The 13336-nt window shown below is 60.7% G+C and carries 13 protein-coding genes; 7 read left to right on the top strand and 6 right to left on the bottom strand.

Annotation, left to right across the window (positions count from 1 at the left end; genetic code table 11):
• Positions 1 to 237: 237 nt before the first annotated feature.
• The 6 genes from ACQY8Q_RS03320 to prpB all read left to right on the top strand — a co-directional run bounded on the left by ACQY8Q_RS03320 (position 238) and on the right by prpB (position 6275).
• Positions 238 to 909: a response regulator gene (locus ACQY8Q_RS03320; RefSeq protein ID WP_428424619.1), complete on the top strand. Its 672-nt coding sequence runs from the start codon at positions 238 to 240 to the stop codon at positions 907 to 909.
• Positions 906 to 2303, top strand: a complete 1398-nt coding sequence (locus tag ACQY8Q_RS03315) for a sensor histidine kinase (protein WP_428424617.1) — start codon at positions 906 to 908, stop codon at positions 2301 to 2303. Before ACQY8Q_RS03320 ends, ACQY8Q_RS03315 begins: the two co-directional genes overlap by 4 nt.
• An 80-nt stretch (positions 2304 to 2383) precedes the next feature.
• Positions 2384 to 3376 carry a Bug family tripartite tricarboxylate transporter substrate binding protein gene (locus tag ACQY8Q_RS03310; RefSeq protein WP_428424615.1) on the top strand — a complete coding sequence of 331 codons (993 nt, stop codon included), beginning with the start codon at positions 2384 to 2386 and terminating at the stop codon, positions 3374 to 3376.
• Positions 3377 to 3386: 10 nt separating this feature from the next.
• Positions 3387 to 3827, top strand: a complete 441-nt coding sequence (locus tag ACQY8Q_RS03305) for a tripartite tricarboxylate transporter TctB family protein (RefSeq protein ID WP_428424613.1) — start codon at positions 3387 to 3389, stop codon at positions 3825 to 3827.
• Positions 3827 to 5356: a tripartite tricarboxylate transporter permease gene (locus ACQY8Q_RS03300; RefSeq protein WP_428424611.1), complete on the top strand. Its 1530-nt coding sequence runs from the start codon at positions 3827 to 3829 to the stop codon at positions 5354 to 5356. The genes ACQY8Q_RS03305 and ACQY8Q_RS03300 overlap by 1 nt, the downstream gene beginning before the upstream one ends.
• A 10-nt stretch (positions 5357 to 5366) precedes the next feature.
• On the top strand, positions 5367 to 6275 hold the full coding sequence (gene prpB / locus ACQY8Q_RS03295) for a methylisocitrate lyase (RefSeq protein ID WP_428424609.1): 909 nt from the start codon (positions 5367 to 5369) through the stop codon (positions 6273 to 6275).
• A gap of 78 nt (positions 6276 to 6353) precedes the next feature.
• On the opposite strand, the gene ACQY8Q_RS03290 is transcribed toward prpB, so the two are convergent.
• From ACQY8Q_RS03290 to ACQY8Q_RS03265, 6 genes are all read right to left on the bottom strand, one after another.
• Positions 6354 to 7529, bottom strand: coding sequence for a glycerate kinase family protein (locus tag ACQY8Q_RS03290; protein ID WP_428424607.1), 1176 nt, complete (start codon positions 7527 to 7529; stop codon positions 6354 to 6356).
• A 146-nt stretch (positions 7530 to 7675) separates the two neighbouring features.
• Positions 7676 to 9154 (bottom strand): SLC13 family permease, encoded by a 1479-nt coding sequence (locus ACQY8Q_RS03285; protein WP_428424605.1) that lies wholly within the window; start codon positions 9152 to 9154, stop codon positions 7676 to 7678.
• Between the two features lie 33 nt (positions 9155 to 9187).
• Positions 9188 to 9547: a hypothetical protein gene (locus ACQY8Q_RS03280; RefSeq protein ID WP_428424603.1), complete on the bottom strand. Its 360-nt coding sequence runs from the start codon at positions 9545 to 9547 to the stop codon at positions 9188 to 9190.
• A gap of 173 nt (positions 9548 to 9720) precedes the next feature.
• Positions 9721 to 10437 (bottom strand): DUF6065 family protein, encoded by a 717-nt coding sequence (locus tag ACQY8Q_RS03275; RefSeq protein WP_428424601.1) that lies wholly within the window; start codon positions 10435 to 10437, stop codon positions 9721 to 9723.
• A gap of 76 nt (positions 10438 to 10513) precedes the next feature.
• Positions 10514 to 11245: an anti-sigma factor family protein gene (locus ACQY8Q_RS03270; RefSeq protein WP_428424599.1), complete on the bottom strand. Its 732-nt coding sequence runs from the start codon at positions 11243 to 11245 to the stop codon at positions 10514 to 10516.
• The gene (locus ACQY8Q_RS03265; protein ID WP_428424597.1) at positions 11242 to 11784 is read right to left on the bottom strand and encodes an RNA polymerase sigma factor; all 543 of its coding nucleotides are present in this window, start codon (positions 11782 to 11784) and stop codon (positions 11242 to 11244) included. The genes ACQY8Q_RS03270 and ACQY8Q_RS03265 overlap by 4 nt, the downstream gene beginning before the upstream one ends.
• Positions 11785 to 11905: 121 nt before the next feature.
• Here ACQY8Q_RS03265 and ACQY8Q_RS03260 point away from each other — a divergent pair, with 121 nt between their 5' ends.
• Positions 11906 to 13333 (top strand): S8 family serine peptidase, encoded by a 1428-nt coding sequence (locus tag ACQY8Q_RS03260; RefSeq protein WP_428424595.1) that lies wholly within the window; start codon positions 11906 to 11908, stop codon positions 13331 to 13333.
• The last annotated feature ends 3 nt before the right edge of the window (positions 13334 to 13336 follow it).

The raw sequence follows: 13336 nt of genomic DNA, 5'->3' as shown, positions 1-13336 counted from the left end.
GCTTCAGATCACCGCGAATTAAACTCGGAACACTCTTAGCAGGCCACTGTAGATAGATCACCCAATATCTGCGGGCCGAGCCTTCCCTCAATGCCTTGCCGGATGGTTCACTACATTCCTCAAGCTATGGGATGTGCGGATCATTTTGCGGCAGGCGGGGATGACGCGATTTTAACGGACGCGCATTGGCTGGTTATCGTGATGCAGCTAGATTGGCAGAAACGGTGAGGGGCGTTCTTGAAAATTCTTCTGGTGGAAGACGATGCCGAGTTGGCGCAATGGCTGATCAAGGCTTTGAAGCAGCGCTACTCGTTCATGATCGAATGGGCAGAGGATGGTGCCGTCGCCGATAGCCGTTTGCAAGCGGAAGAGTTTGATGCCGTTGTCCTTGACCTCGGTCTTCCTGCCATGGACGGACGATCGGTATTGTCAGCCATGCGGGCCAGACATGACACCACGCCTGCACTGATACTGACCGCCCGTGACACGCTGGCCGAGCGGATCGACAGTCTGCACGAAGGTGCGGACGACTTCCTGGCGAAGCCCTTCGCCATAGAAGAACTGGAAGCCAGGCTCGTGGCGTTGATCCGCAGGTCGCATGGGCGAAACGCCGGCACGTTTTCTTGCGGAGAGCTGTCCTATTCGTCTGCCGAACAGAAATTCAGCCTGCAGGATGCACCAATCGAACTGACACCGCGGGAACATTCGATGTTGCGCGTCCTCATCCAGCATGCCGGCGAACCCATGTCCAAACAGAAAATCATGGATCGCATGTTTTCATACGATGCCGACATGCACCTGGAGGCGATCGAGGTTATCGCACACCGGTTGCGCAAGAAGCTGTCCGGCACCGTTCAGATCAGAACGCTGAGGGGATTGGGTTATGTTCTCGAAGCGGGACAATCATGATCAACCCCGAGCGCCATGGGCGGAGTCTGGCTGTCACTCTCGGATTCTGGATCCTGCCGGCGATCATTGCTGCGATGGCCTCCACACTCTGGTTCAGTACGACAACGATCCAGGAAATGGCCGACAGCGCCTACGACCGGTCGCTGGCGGGCGCGGTCCGGGCGGTAGACGCGAACATATCGACCGAGAGCGGCGGGGTGGGTGTCGAACTCCCTTACAACCTCTTTGAATTCTTTCAGCTGACGGCGCAGGGAGCGGTTTATTTCAACGTTTCAACGAGCGACGGGCTCGTCCAGATTGGCGATGTGCTGCTGCCGAAGACGCACAATCTTGAGAATGGACAACTCCGCTTCCACGACGGCGTCTATGTTGGCCAGGATATACGCATCGGTGCACTTCAACGTCCGCTCGATGCCCACGATCCCGATGGGGTTCAGATCACCATCCAGGTTGCGGAAACCAAGACTTCACGGTCGGCCTTTCAAAACGAGCTTATCGGACGGGCGATCCTTCGTGATCTGCTGGTCGTGCTGATCTTGGCGGTGTTGATCGCATTGGGTGTCGTCAAGGCGCTGAAACCGCTGCACAGTCTGCGGGTAGCGATCGATAATCGAGAGCCGGAGGATCTGAAGCCCGTGGCCGTCGCGTCGTTGCCGAGCGAGGTACGTCCGCTGGTCGAGGCGATGAATGGCCTGATGCAGAAAACGGTGGAGGAGGCGACACAGCAGCGGCGTTTCCTCGACGACGCCTCGCATCAGCTTCGAACTCCGATGACCATCCTGCGCACCCAGATCGACTATGCGCTGCACCAGCAGGATAGCGAAGGGGTTCGCGCCACGCTGCATGCCTCCAAAGACGTGCTGGAACGGTCTATCCGGACAACCAATCAGCTCCTCGCTCTTGCAAAGGCACGGACATCGCAGGGGACCGATATCTACCCGCAGGAAGTCCTTGGCCTCTCCGAAATGATTGCAGATACGGTCAGAATGCTCTGGCCCCGCATCCGAAGCAGGAAGATGGATTGCATATTCGAGGCACCCGATACCAAGGTGGCGGTTCGCGTTAATGGGGCCTTGTTATGCGAGGCGCTCGCCAATCTCATTGATAATGCGGCAACGTATGCACCGGAGAACTCGCTGATATCGGTCTTCCTAAAAACCGATAGCGATACGGCGATCATCGAAGTGATGGATGAGGGCCTTGGGATGAGCAAAGACGAGATCGCACATGCGGGCACGCGTTTTCGTAGCGGCAAGCATCTCGCCAGCGGCAGCGGGCTTGGCCTTGCAATCGCCCTGACGGTCGCAAGGGCCAACGGCGGAACAATGACTGTCCTAAACCGGCAGGACCGCAGCGGGCTGATCGTAAGGATTTCTCTACCGATCGTTGATTGAAAGGCGAATGAAAGCTTCACTCGGATATTTGCCTTACCTGCAGATGTGGAGATCTGCACACAGTCTTGGAGGAGATATCAATGCCGTTCGTTTCCCGCGCCGTCTCTGCGGCCGCTATTTCATTGACCGCATTTGCGGCGGTGCCATCGACAGGCGCCGCCGAACCCCGAAATCCTGAATGTATTGCACCCGCTCAGCCTGGCGGTGGTTTCGACATCACCTGCAAGCTAGCCCAGGCAACCCTGAAGCAGTCGGGCGCGGTAAAGTCGCAGGTCCGTTTATCCTATATGCCTGGCGGTATCGGTGCCGTTGCCTACAATGCTGTTGTCGGCCAGCGCCGCGCTGAGCCCGGTACGATCATTGCTTTTTCGGCTGGCTCCCTGCTCAATCTCGCGCAGGGCAAATTCGGCGCCTACACCGAGAAGGATGTCCGGTGGGTCGCCAGCATCGGCGCCGACTATGGTGCGGTCGTCGTTCGCAATGAAAGCGAGTTCAAGTCACTTGATGGCCTGATGTCTGCCATCAAGAAGGACGTCACCTCCGTCATTATCGGCGCGGGCGGTACGATCGGTAGCCAGGACTGGATGAAGGCCGCCATGGCGGCACGCGCCGCAGGGATCGATTACAAGGCCATGCGGTTTGTTGCATTTGAAGGCGGCGGAGACTGCGCGACGGCTCTCCAGGGTGGACACGTCGATGTCTGCATGAACGACGTCGGTGACAGCCAGGCGGCGATCGACGGCGGTGCACCGCTCAAGCTTCTGGCCATCTTTTCTGAAGACAGACTTCCGGGCAAGCTCGCCGGTGTGCCTACCGCCAAGGAGCAGGGCTTCGATATCCAGTGGCCGATCGTGCGCGGCTTCTACGTCGGTCCGGATGTCAGTGATGCCGATTACGCGTGGTGGGCGGACGCCTTTACCGCAACGATGAAGTCTCCGGACTATGCTGCCGAACTGCAGAAGCGGAACCTTTTCCCGCTGCCGATGACCGGTGAGCAGACCACGGCGTTCGTTGAGGAACGGGTAACAGCCTACAAGAAACTCGCCGCCGATTTCGGGCTCGCCGTCAAGTAAGGTTTAAACCATGCACACCGACCGCACTCTGGGTGCAGCCGCAATTGCGGTTGCAGCGCTCATGCTTGCCTTTGGCTATGGCTTGGAGGCACCCTTTGCCTATGAGCCGACAGGCCCCCGCGCTTTTCCTTTGATTGCGGCGGCAATGATCGCCGTGTGCGGCGTGATACTCGTGTTGAAGCCGAGTGAGGCAGACCCGTCGGTACTTCCGATGCCCGGCAGAGCCGTCGTCGCTCTGTCGGGATCGCTGCTCGCATACGCACTCCTCTTCCAGCCGCTGGGTTTTGTCGTCGCCACGACCGCATTCATGATCCCGATCGCCATGATCTTCGGTGCGAAATGGTGGCAGGGGGTTTTGGTGGGCGCAGTCCTCGCAGTCTCGTCATTTCTACTTTTTGACCGGGTCCTTGACGTGGTCCTGCCAACCGGTCCTTTGGGAGGGATCATCTGATGGAAATGATCGGCTATCTCATGCACGGGTTCGGCGTCGCGCTGGCGCCAACCAACCTGTTGCTGGCAACACTCGGAGCCATCGTCGGCACCATGGTCGGGGTCCTGCCAGGACTGGGACCGATCAACGCGGTCGCGATGCTGGTCCCGGTCGTCTTCGCGCTGGATCTGCCTCCCGAAAGCTCATTGATCCTGATGGCGGCCATCTATATCGGCTCTGAATACGGTGGCCGCATCAGTGCCATTCTTCTCAATGTGCCGGGAGAGGCCTCCGCGGTCATGACGGCACTGGAAGGATATCCGCTCGCCCGTCAAGGCAAGGCCGGCATCGCTCTTTCCCTTTCGGCCTGGACATCCTTCGTCGGGTCTGCGATCGCGACCACCGGCATAGTGCTGGCAGCGCCGGTACTCGCTAGCTGGGCGCTGGCATTTGGCCCCGTCGAGTATGTTGCGCTGATGATTTTCGCGTTTGCATGCCTGACCGGGCTGCTGACAGACCAGCCGGTGAAGGCGCTGCTTGCGATCATGCTGGGGCTCGGCATCTCGACAATCGGTATCGATGCTAACTCGGGAGTTTACCGGTATACTTTCGGATCACCAAACCTCGTCGACGGCGTTCAATTCGCGACAGTCGTCATCGGCCTTTTCGCGATCAGCGAACTGCTGATCATGCTGGAGACGATGCATGGAGGCACTTCGGTCCGCATCCAGCAGCTTGGGCGATCGCTGTTCAACCTGAGTGAGATGCGGTTCACCAATGCAGCCACGCTGCGTGGATCGATTATCGGGTTCTTTGTTGGGATCCTGCCGGGGGCAGGGGGGACGGTCGCTTCAGCGCTTGCCTATACGACGGAAAAGCGCGTCGTGGATAGAACCGATCCGGAGGGCAGCCGTTTCGGGAACGGCGATATGCGCGGTCTTGCTTCCGTAGAAGCCGCCAACAACAGCGCCTCGAACAGCAACTTCATTCCCATGCTGACACTTGGCATTCCGAGTTCGGGCACGACTGCGATCATGCTCGGCGTCCTCACACTCTACAACATAACCCCAGGGCCCGCACTTTTCCGGTCGCAACCCGATCTCGTGTGGGGGCTGATCGCATCTTTGTTCATCGGGAACTTCATCCTGCTCGCAATCAACATCCCGCTCGTCGGCGTTTTCGCGCGCATGCTTTCGGTGCCGGCTTGGGTCCTTGTGCCCTTCATCGTCGTCGTCAGCACCATTGGCGTCTATTCCGGCAAGTCCACGACCTTCGATCTCGTGCTCATGGTGGGGCTTGGTATCGGGGCCTACTTCCTGCGCCGGGCAAGCGTTCCGATGGCGCCCCTGATCCTCGGCCTGGTGCTTGGCAAAATCCTCGAACAGAGCCTGCGCCGCGCGTTGTCGCTATCAGCAGGCGATATCTCCATCCTCTGGTCCAGCCCGATTTCCATCACCCTCTGGATCATGGCAGCTGCCGTTCTTCTTATTCCGCTGCTGATGCCGAAGTTCCGGCGTTGGCGGCATGAAACGGTGACAGAAACGGATTGAGGTTCAAACGATGTCGTATCTTGTTCCTGTCGTAGACGAGGCCGTGCCCGCCGGTACCCGCCTTCGCACCCTTCTCTCCAGGCCCGGGATCGTGCGGATGCCGGGCGCGCACAATGGTCTTGCAGCCCTTCAGGCAAAGGGCGCAGGTTTCTCGGCGCTATACCTGTCAGGTGCGGCGATGAGCGCGTCCATGGGACTGCCGGATCTTGGAATCCTGACACTCGAGGATGTTCTCTTTTTCACACGGCAGATTGTCCGGGCGTCAGGCTTGCCATTGCTTGTCGACGCCGACACGGGCTTCGGCGAGGCGCTAAATGTCATGCACACCGTTCGGAGGCTTGAAGAGGTAGGCGCTGCGGCCATCCAGATAGAGGATCAGGTCCTGCCGAAGAAATGCGGCCACCTGAACGACAAGAAGCTGGCAAGCCCCTCAGATATGGCTGCCAAGGTCGCCGCCGCCGCGCGTGCCCGGCGTTCGCTTCTCATCCTGGCGCGAACGGATGCCGCAGCCGATGAAGGGCTCGACAAGGCAATCGACCGCGCAAGGCTCTATGTCGAAGCGGGTGCGGATGCGATTTTCCCGGAGGCGCTGACGACCAGGGAGATGTTTACGGAGTTCGCTAAAGCGATGAAAGGAGTTGCGCTGCTGGCGAACATGACCGAATTCGGCAAATCGCCGCCGCCGACCGCAGGCGAGTTGCAGGAGATCGGATACCGCATGGTGATCTGGCCCGTCTCCTCGCTTCGCATGGCGAACAAGGCACAGCATGATCTCTATGGGCATCTTGCCGCCGAGGGTTCCACCACCGGTGTCGTTGAAAGGATGCAGACACGTGCGCAATTGTACGATCTCATCGACCTGAAAGGGTACGAGGCCCTGGACGCAAGCATCATCAGCAGCTGGTTGCCGGTGCAGTAATAACAGCGGGAGTACAGCGGAACCGCAGGGGGTGGACAGCCCCCTGCAACCGATCAATCCCATTGCCGCAGCAAGCAATCACGCAACCTGGCGCCATCTTGCCCCAAGTTTCATACCCACCATCACCATGCGTGCTGCATCTTCTGCCGCCCGGGACAGCAGTTTTGGAGCGCTGAAGATGGCGTCTTCTAGCGAGCAGGGCCTGCTGAGGATCGAGGCAAAGGCATCAATACCATGCTCGAAATTCAGGCGCACGCCTTTGCCGATGGTGCCGGCAAGCGCGATGACGGGCACACCGGCAATTTTTGCCCGTGCGGCCACTTCGGCAGGCACCTTTCCGAATGGGGTTTGCCCGTCGAGGCTGCCCTCTGCGGTGATGACCAGATCAGCCTGCGCGATGAAACGGTCGAGCTCCAGATATTGCATGACGATATCGTAGCGCGGGTGCAGCTTGCCGCCGAGGAGGCCGAACACCGCAGCACCGAGACCGCCGGACGCACCGGATCCGGGTGCCATCCCGACTGCGATGCCCGTCGTGCCCTGGATCGCTGCAGCGTATGTCTCCATCGCCGCAACGAGCAGTTCCACCTGTTCCGGCGTTGCGCCCTTCTGTGGCCCGAAAATGCGCGCCACACCGCGCTCGCCAAGGAGCACATTGTGCCAGTTGACGGCGGCATCGATGCGAACGCCGTCAAGGCGCGGATCGCGGCCGCTCATGTCAATCGTCTCGAGGCGGGCAAGCGCCGCCCCACCGCGGGGCAAGGGATCGCCCGCCCCGTCCAGAAACCGGATACCGAGCACTTCGGCCATACCGGCGCCGCCATCGTTGATACCGCTGTCGCCACAACCGAGAAGGATGCGGCGCGCACCCCGGTCAAGTGCTGCACGCACCAGTTCGCCGACGCCGTAGCTCGTTGTCAGACAGGGATTACGCCGGTCGCGCGGTACAAGGCTGAGCCCGGCGGCCGCGGCCATCTCGATCACAGCGGTCGGCTCACCGCTACCGCCGAGGAACCCAAAATGTGCTTCGACCGGGTCGTTGACTGGGCCGGTCACGGTCAGATTGTAAAGCGTACCGTTGGTCGCCTTGACGAGCGCTTTGGCGAAACCCTCGCCGCCATCGACCATTGGCGCCTTGATGATGGTAACGCCGGGAAAGGCGCGCAGAACGCCACTTTCGATGCAATCCGCTGCCTGGTCTGCCGACAGGCTTTCCTTGAAACCGGAGGGGGCGACGAGAACCGTGAAAGACATGGGGTGTTCCTTTTTGACTGTGACAACGATGTGACAGGGGAGGAACGGGGCGGTTCTCAATCTATTCCGGCAAACTGAAAATAAATTAGCCGACTAAATAAAAAAGGCCGCACGCGGCGGCCTTTTCCTGTGTCTGTCGGCATCGTTCAGTGCAGCGGCAGACCCTGCAGCGGCCAAACGAGTGTGGCAAAGACAACGAGCAGTAGCACGAAGGGCACGATCAGAAAGCCGGCGAGCCGCAACAGGTCGGACTGCCCGAAGGGCGGCGGATCCATTGCGCCGAACAGCGCCACCGGTTTGGCGGATACCATCAGCGTCTGGCAAAAGCCGCTCGCCAGCGTGACGACCATGACGAGATTGAGCGGGTCAACGCCGAGGGCTGCGACCGGCAGCGCAAGCGCAGGTATGAGGACGGTCGCTCGTGCCGTGCGCGACGTGATGACGAGGTGGGAGAGCGTAGCGGCAATAGCGGCGAACGCGACAATAAGTGCGGGCCAGGCCGCGATACCGCTGCTGGCAAGACCGACCATCCGGTCGGCCAGCACCTTTGCTGTGCCGGTCTCCAGCAGCGCCTCGCCGATGACGAGCGTGCCGGCGAGGAATAGCAGCAGGTTCCATTCGACGCTCTTGAGCGCTGTCTTCAATGGCAGGCCGGAGACCTTTTGGTTGGCCAAAAGCAGCGCGGCGGCGATGCCGATCAGCGGCATGCCGACGCCGTGCATGGGTTGGGCTGCAAAGAGCAGGATCATCGCGCCGGTGACCGCAAGCACAGTCCATTGCTGGCGCGTCAGTGGGGTCGGGGCCTCGTCGGCGTTGCGTTCTGCGATCGCCATTACCCGCTCTTCGCGTGTCAGGAAGAAGCGCAGCAGCACGGCGCAAGCGAGCAGCGAGCATAGAAGCGAGAAGGGGCCGGCAAGCGTGATCCAGCCCAGGAAATCGGGGCTTTGGCCGCTCAAACGCTGCATCATCCCCGCCGCGACGAGATGGGCGCCGGCACCAATCAGCGAAGCACCGGCCGAAAGCAGGATGACGGAGGGGAAGAGCAACGCGAGCGCCCGATTAACCCGTGCATTGCCGATCGCGACGGCGATGCCGAGATAGACCGGCGCCAGCATGGCGGCACGCGCCGAGGTCGAGGGGATGATGAAGGCAGTGGCGAAAATCAACAGCGTCAGCGCCCAGAACAGACCTTGCACGGTGGCGAGCCGGGCGAGCAGGCGGCGAATGATCTGTTCGATGACGCCGACCTGACGCAGCACGCCGGCAACGACGAAAGCCGCCAGCATCAGCCAGACAATGTCATTGCCGAGCGAGCGGTAAAGCACGTCCTCGTCAATTGCACCGACAACGGCCAGGGTAGCCGCGCCCGCAAGCGCCACCGGCGTGTCCGGCAAGTCGAGAATGGTCCAGGCGGTGATGGTTGCGACAAAGACGGCGAGCGTCAGCCGCATGTTCACGCTGAGACCGTCGATCGCCAGGAAGATCAGCATGGCACTGAAGACGAGTACGATCACCGCGACGATCTGCTTGACACGGGTAAGCGGTACGGCCGGCTCTGTGGCAGGAGACGGTTCCCCACGCCGATCGGCGTGGGGTTCGGGAGGAACGATTGCATAAAGGGCCATGATCGCCCTCCTTTCGGTCTGGTCGGCTGTGTCTTAATCGTCGTCAGAAGAGGAATTCGACGACGAATTGGACGATGAATTCGAGCTCGAGTTGCTCGAGGAATTGGACGAACTGTTTGAGCTTGAATTGCTTGAGGAATTGGAGCTGCTGTTGGAGTTCGAATTCGAGCTGGAATTGCGGGAGGAATTCGACGAGCTGTTGGAATTGCGGTTCGAACTCCAGCCGCCGCCCCGATTGTCATCGCGCTCGCGATTATAGTGGGCGTGGCTCGCCTTGTTGCTCCGCGTTACCTTCTGCAGAAAGCGCGTGACCGGATCGTCGGCGCTGGCTGGCGCGGGTGCTGCTGCACCGACGACCAGGAATGCGCTCAGGATTGCGATGAACTTCTTCATGCCGTTTCTCCTTGGAGTGACAGCCTCGTTGGCTGCAGAGGAGAAACGGCGGTGGGCTTTTCCTATTCCCGAGAAAATGAAAATATTTTCAGAGGCATGATCCGCATCTGACACCACGCGTTTTGCCGCCGCTGGGTGGGCAGCGGCGGCAAAACGCTAAATGGGCAGGGAAATTACCGCGGCGCGCGGGCAAACCTGCGATACCAGCCATCCGATGCGAGCGTCTTGCGCAGGATCGTCTGGCGAACGTTACCCTCCGCCTGGCTTTCAGTGCGGATGTCCGCGTCGAGGTCCGACGTCTCCCGGCGGAACGGAATAACCTGGACGATCGGCGTGCCACGTTCCAGCAGATGCAGGCCGTCCTCGCCGGTGGCGAAGAACGGGAAGTGGATTTCCGACTGATAGGTGTCCGTATCCACGACCCCGGCGACGATTTCGAACACACCGTTCGGGCGATTGAGCGGCGGCACGAACAGGCAGCTCCAGCCGGGTGGCGTGCGGATGGTCCAGTAATTGTGAAACTTGCAGGGCGGCAGCGGCCCGCGCGGATTACCGGCAACCTGATGGCTCGCATGATTGCTGACGAGCGTGCGGTCGAAATCCCAGCCGCAATCCACCGTCTTTCCGCCGTCGGAGATTTCCATGCGCACAGTCGCCGCAAGCCCGATTATCCAGCCCGCCGCCATGGCATCGAGAAAGGGCATGCAGCGTTTCACCGTCAGCCCGCTATTGGTGGGCGAGAGATGCGCCTCGTCGATCGGCGGCAGCTTGCGGAACCAGTCGGGCAGCGCCGTCTTGGCGCGAACGGGGGCGGGGATTACGCCATCGTCCTCCTTGCGGCAGAGAAAGGTCAGCCGGGGCTGTGGCGTCTTCAGAAAGGCAAATGCCATGGCTGTTCTCCTCATGAACTGATGCGAGAAGAACGGCGCCGGGAAAGACTTATTCCCGGCGCACACAATATTTCATTCAGGGCGCCAGGATGCCCCGTTCCTCTTCGGGCGACAGCGGTGCGCCGGCCTCGATCGACGAGAGATAGGCATCGATCATGTCCTGCGACGACGCAGGCACGTAACCCTCAACTTTCGCAGATGTCAGGGCAAGCTGCGTCACCCACGTCCGGTCCTGCCGGCAGGCGATCGAGACCGTGCTGCTCGACGGCTGTTTCAGCTCGTACTCGCGGCAGAGTGCGCCGCTCTTGTCGCGAAAGGTGGCGATCACATGAAGCGTCTGACCGGGTGCGCTGAGCGCAATATCCCGCCCGGATGCCTCGCGGTCCAGCACTGCCGCGATTTCGGCGCTGGAATCCACTGCGGACGGGTTCAGATTTCGGCCCACCGTGAAACCGGCAACGCCGGTAATCACCGCCACGATACTTGCCGCCAGGGGCATGAGCCAACGGCGTGTCTCCTGTAGCGGCTTTGCGCGGAAGGGCACAACGTTGCCCGCCTGAGCTTCCCGGCTTCGCGCTTCTTCCGCCATGCGGCGAACGGATTCCAGCAGCGCTTCCGGTACAGGCTCTTCTGCCAGCGGCTTCAAGGCGTCAGCGACCAGCAGGCGGGTTTCGAAAAACACAGCCAGGCGCTCGGCCAGCGCTTCGTCGCCGGCAAGGGCTGCTTCCAGCTGCACGCTTGTCGCCTCGTCCAGTTCGCCGTCGGCGAAAGCCATCAATGTTTCGTCGTCAAAATCCTGCCGGGTCATGCAAGGCTCCCTTTCGTATCGGACGAACGTTTTTCCCCGAAACTTATTCCTGTCAGTTCCGCAAGATTTTTCCGTGCCCGGGCCAGCCGGCTCATCACTGTCCCGATTGGGATCGACAGAACCTCGGCCGTGTCGCGATAGCTCAGTTCCTCGACGCAGACCAGTACGAGCACTTCGCGCTGCTCGTCCGGCAGTTTTTGCAGGGCAGCGGTGACGTCACGCAGATCCATGCGCGCAAGCGATGCAGCTTCGCCGGACGGAACCGATACATCGCGCGCCTCCTCCAGATCGGTCTGCGGGCCTGCCGTTTTCTGGCGGCGCAGGTGATCGATCCACAGATTGCGCAGAATGCGGAATATCCAGGCGTCGAAGCGGCTGCCGGGTATAAAACTGTCGGCGGCGAGGATGGCGCGCTCGCAGGCTGTCTGCACAAGATCGTCCGCCAGCTCCCGGGAACGGCAAAGCGAGATCGCAAAACGCCTAAGGTTCGGCAGGAAGGCAACCAGCCGTTCCGGTACTGTCTGCATGTCGTTGGTCATTCCGCTTTTTTGCACGCCAGGGAATAAGCTGTCGAGTCAAACGTATTTTCAGGATAGTTTGATCGAAAGCGGCTTCCTGGTTTGACAATCTGGATTAAGAAGCGGCCACAGGAGACTGAGCGTGCTGTTCATTGCTAATATAAAACCATTGCGCCGCCTGACTGCGGCAATCGCCGTGGGAGCATTGGTGGTTCTGCCTCTGCCGCTGAACGACGCGGCCTTCACCATCCCCGTTGCGCTTGCCGATGACGACGATGGAGACGACGATAACGGCGGTGGTGGCGGTAGAAGCGGCGGCGGTGGTAACAATCGCAGTGGAGACGGTGGCAACCCCGGATATCACCGTGGCGGAGACACTTTGCGCGATCTGCGTTCGCTCTTTCGCTGGCCAACGCGCGAGCGCCGTGCACCGGTGCGCCGTCCAGCCGCCGTGCCGGAGCGCGCGGCAAACGAACTCGTCGCGGTCGGTCTTGAAGAAGAGGCGATCGCCGGATTGATCCAGCAGGGCTTTACCGTTGATGAGCGCACACAGATTTCGCTGATCGGCAGCGAAATGGTGCGTCTCGTGGTGCCGCGCGGCATGACGCTCGCAACGGCGCGTGCTGCCGTTGTTGCCCGCAGCCCGACGGCGGCGGTCGATTTCAACCATTTCTACCAGCCGCAAGCGGAGAGCAATACAGGATGTGCGGGGCAGGATTGCGCGCTCGTCCGGGACATCGTTGGATGGCCGGCCGGCGAAAACGCAGGGTGTGGCAAGCCGCCCCGTCTCGGACTTATCGACACGGCAATCAATGTCGATCATGTGACCCTGACGAATACCCGGCTGGAGGTCATTCGCCTCGGTGAGGGGGAAGAGGAAAGATCGGGCGAACAGCATGGCACTGCCGTCGCCGCCCTTTTGATCGGCGCATCGGACAGCCGCGTCCCGGGCCTCCTGCCAGGGGCCGAACTCATCGCCGTCGATGCCTTTAAGCGATTCGGAAAATCGAAGGATATCGCCGACACCTACGACCTCGTACGGGCGCTCGATCTGCTCGTTCAACGTGACATCAAGGTCGTCAATCTGAGCTTGACCGGCCCGGCGAACGCGGTGCTCGAGAGGTCCGTGAAAGCGGCGGCCGATCGCGGCATGATCCTTGTGGCCGCCGCTGGCAATGATGGCCCGAATGCCAAGCCTGTCTATCCTGCGGCCTATGAAGACGTGATTGCCGTAACGGCGGTCGATAAGGCGCGCAACCCTTACCGCCGGGCCGTGCGCGGCGATCATGTTGATATTGCCGCTCCCGGTGTCGGGGTCTGGACTGCGGCGTCCGTCTCTGGCGCCCGGCAAAAAACCGGCACATCCTTCGCCGCCCCCTTCGTAACGGCGGCGGTCTCGGCGCTGATTGCCGGCGAGCCGGATATGCCAACGGAAAGTCTGGAGGCAAGGCTGAGAGAATTTACCGATGATATCGGAAAGCCGGGGAAAGACCCGGTGTTCGGATGGGGGCTTTTAAACGCACGCAAGCTGTGTGGGGGCGGCAGCGAAATCAAGCCATCTGCGCTGTGATCC

It is taken from the genome of Pararhizobium sp. (assembly GCF_965279435.1).
Lineage (GTDB): Bacteria > Pseudomonadota > Alphaproteobacteria > Rhizobiales > Rhizobiaceae > Pararhizobium.
The sequence above is the reverse complement of the archived record's forward strand: the minus strand, read 5'-3'. Positions and strand labels throughout refer to the sequence as shown.

Bases quoted from the DNA above. Each gene is read 5' to 3' on its own strand.
- ACQY8Q_RS03275 (WP_428424601.1), bottom strand. From the start codon at position 10,437: ATGGCATTTGCCTTTCTGAAGACGCCACAGCCCCGGCTGACCTTTCTC.
- prpB (WP_428424609.1), top strand. From the start codon at position 5,367: ATGTCGTATCTTGTTCCTGTCGTAGACGAGGCCGTGCCCGCCGGTACC.
- ACQY8Q_RS03280 (WP_428424603.1), bottom strand. From the start codon at position 9,547: ATGAAGAAGTTCATCGCAATCCTGAGCGCATTCCTGGTCGTCGGTGCA.
- ACQY8Q_RS03315 (WP_428424617.1), top strand. From the start codon at position 906: ATGATCAACCCCGAGCGCCATGGGCGGAGTCTGGCTGTCACTCTCGGA.
- ACQY8Q_RS03310 (WP_428424615.1), top strand. From the start codon at position 2,384: ATGCCGTTCGTTTCCCGCGCCGTCTCTGCGGCCGCTATTTCATTGACC.
- ACQY8Q_RS03300 (WP_428424611.1), top strand. From the start codon at position 3,827: ATGGAAATGATCGGCTATCTCATGCACGGGTTCGGCGTCGCGCTGGCG.
- ACQY8Q_RS03265 (WP_428424597.1), bottom strand. From the start codon at position 11,784: ATGACCAACGACATGCAGACAGTACCGGAACGGCTGGTTGCCTTCCTG.
- ACQY8Q_RS03305 (WP_428424613.1), top strand. From the start codon at position 3,387: ATGCACACCGACCGCACTCTGGGTGCAGCCGCAATTGCGGTTGCAGCG.
- ACQY8Q_RS03285 (WP_428424605.1), bottom strand. From the start codon at position 9,154: ATGGCCCTTTATGCAATCGTTCCTCCCGAACCCCACGCCGATCGGCGT.
- ACQY8Q_RS03290 (WP_428424607.1), bottom strand. From the start codon at position 7,529: ATGTCTTTCACGGTTCTCGTCGCCCCCTCCGGTTTCAAGGAAAGCCTG.
- ACQY8Q_RS03270 (WP_428424599.1), bottom strand. From the start codon at position 11,245: ATGACCCGGCAGGATTTTGACGACGAAACATTGATGGCTTTCGCCGAC.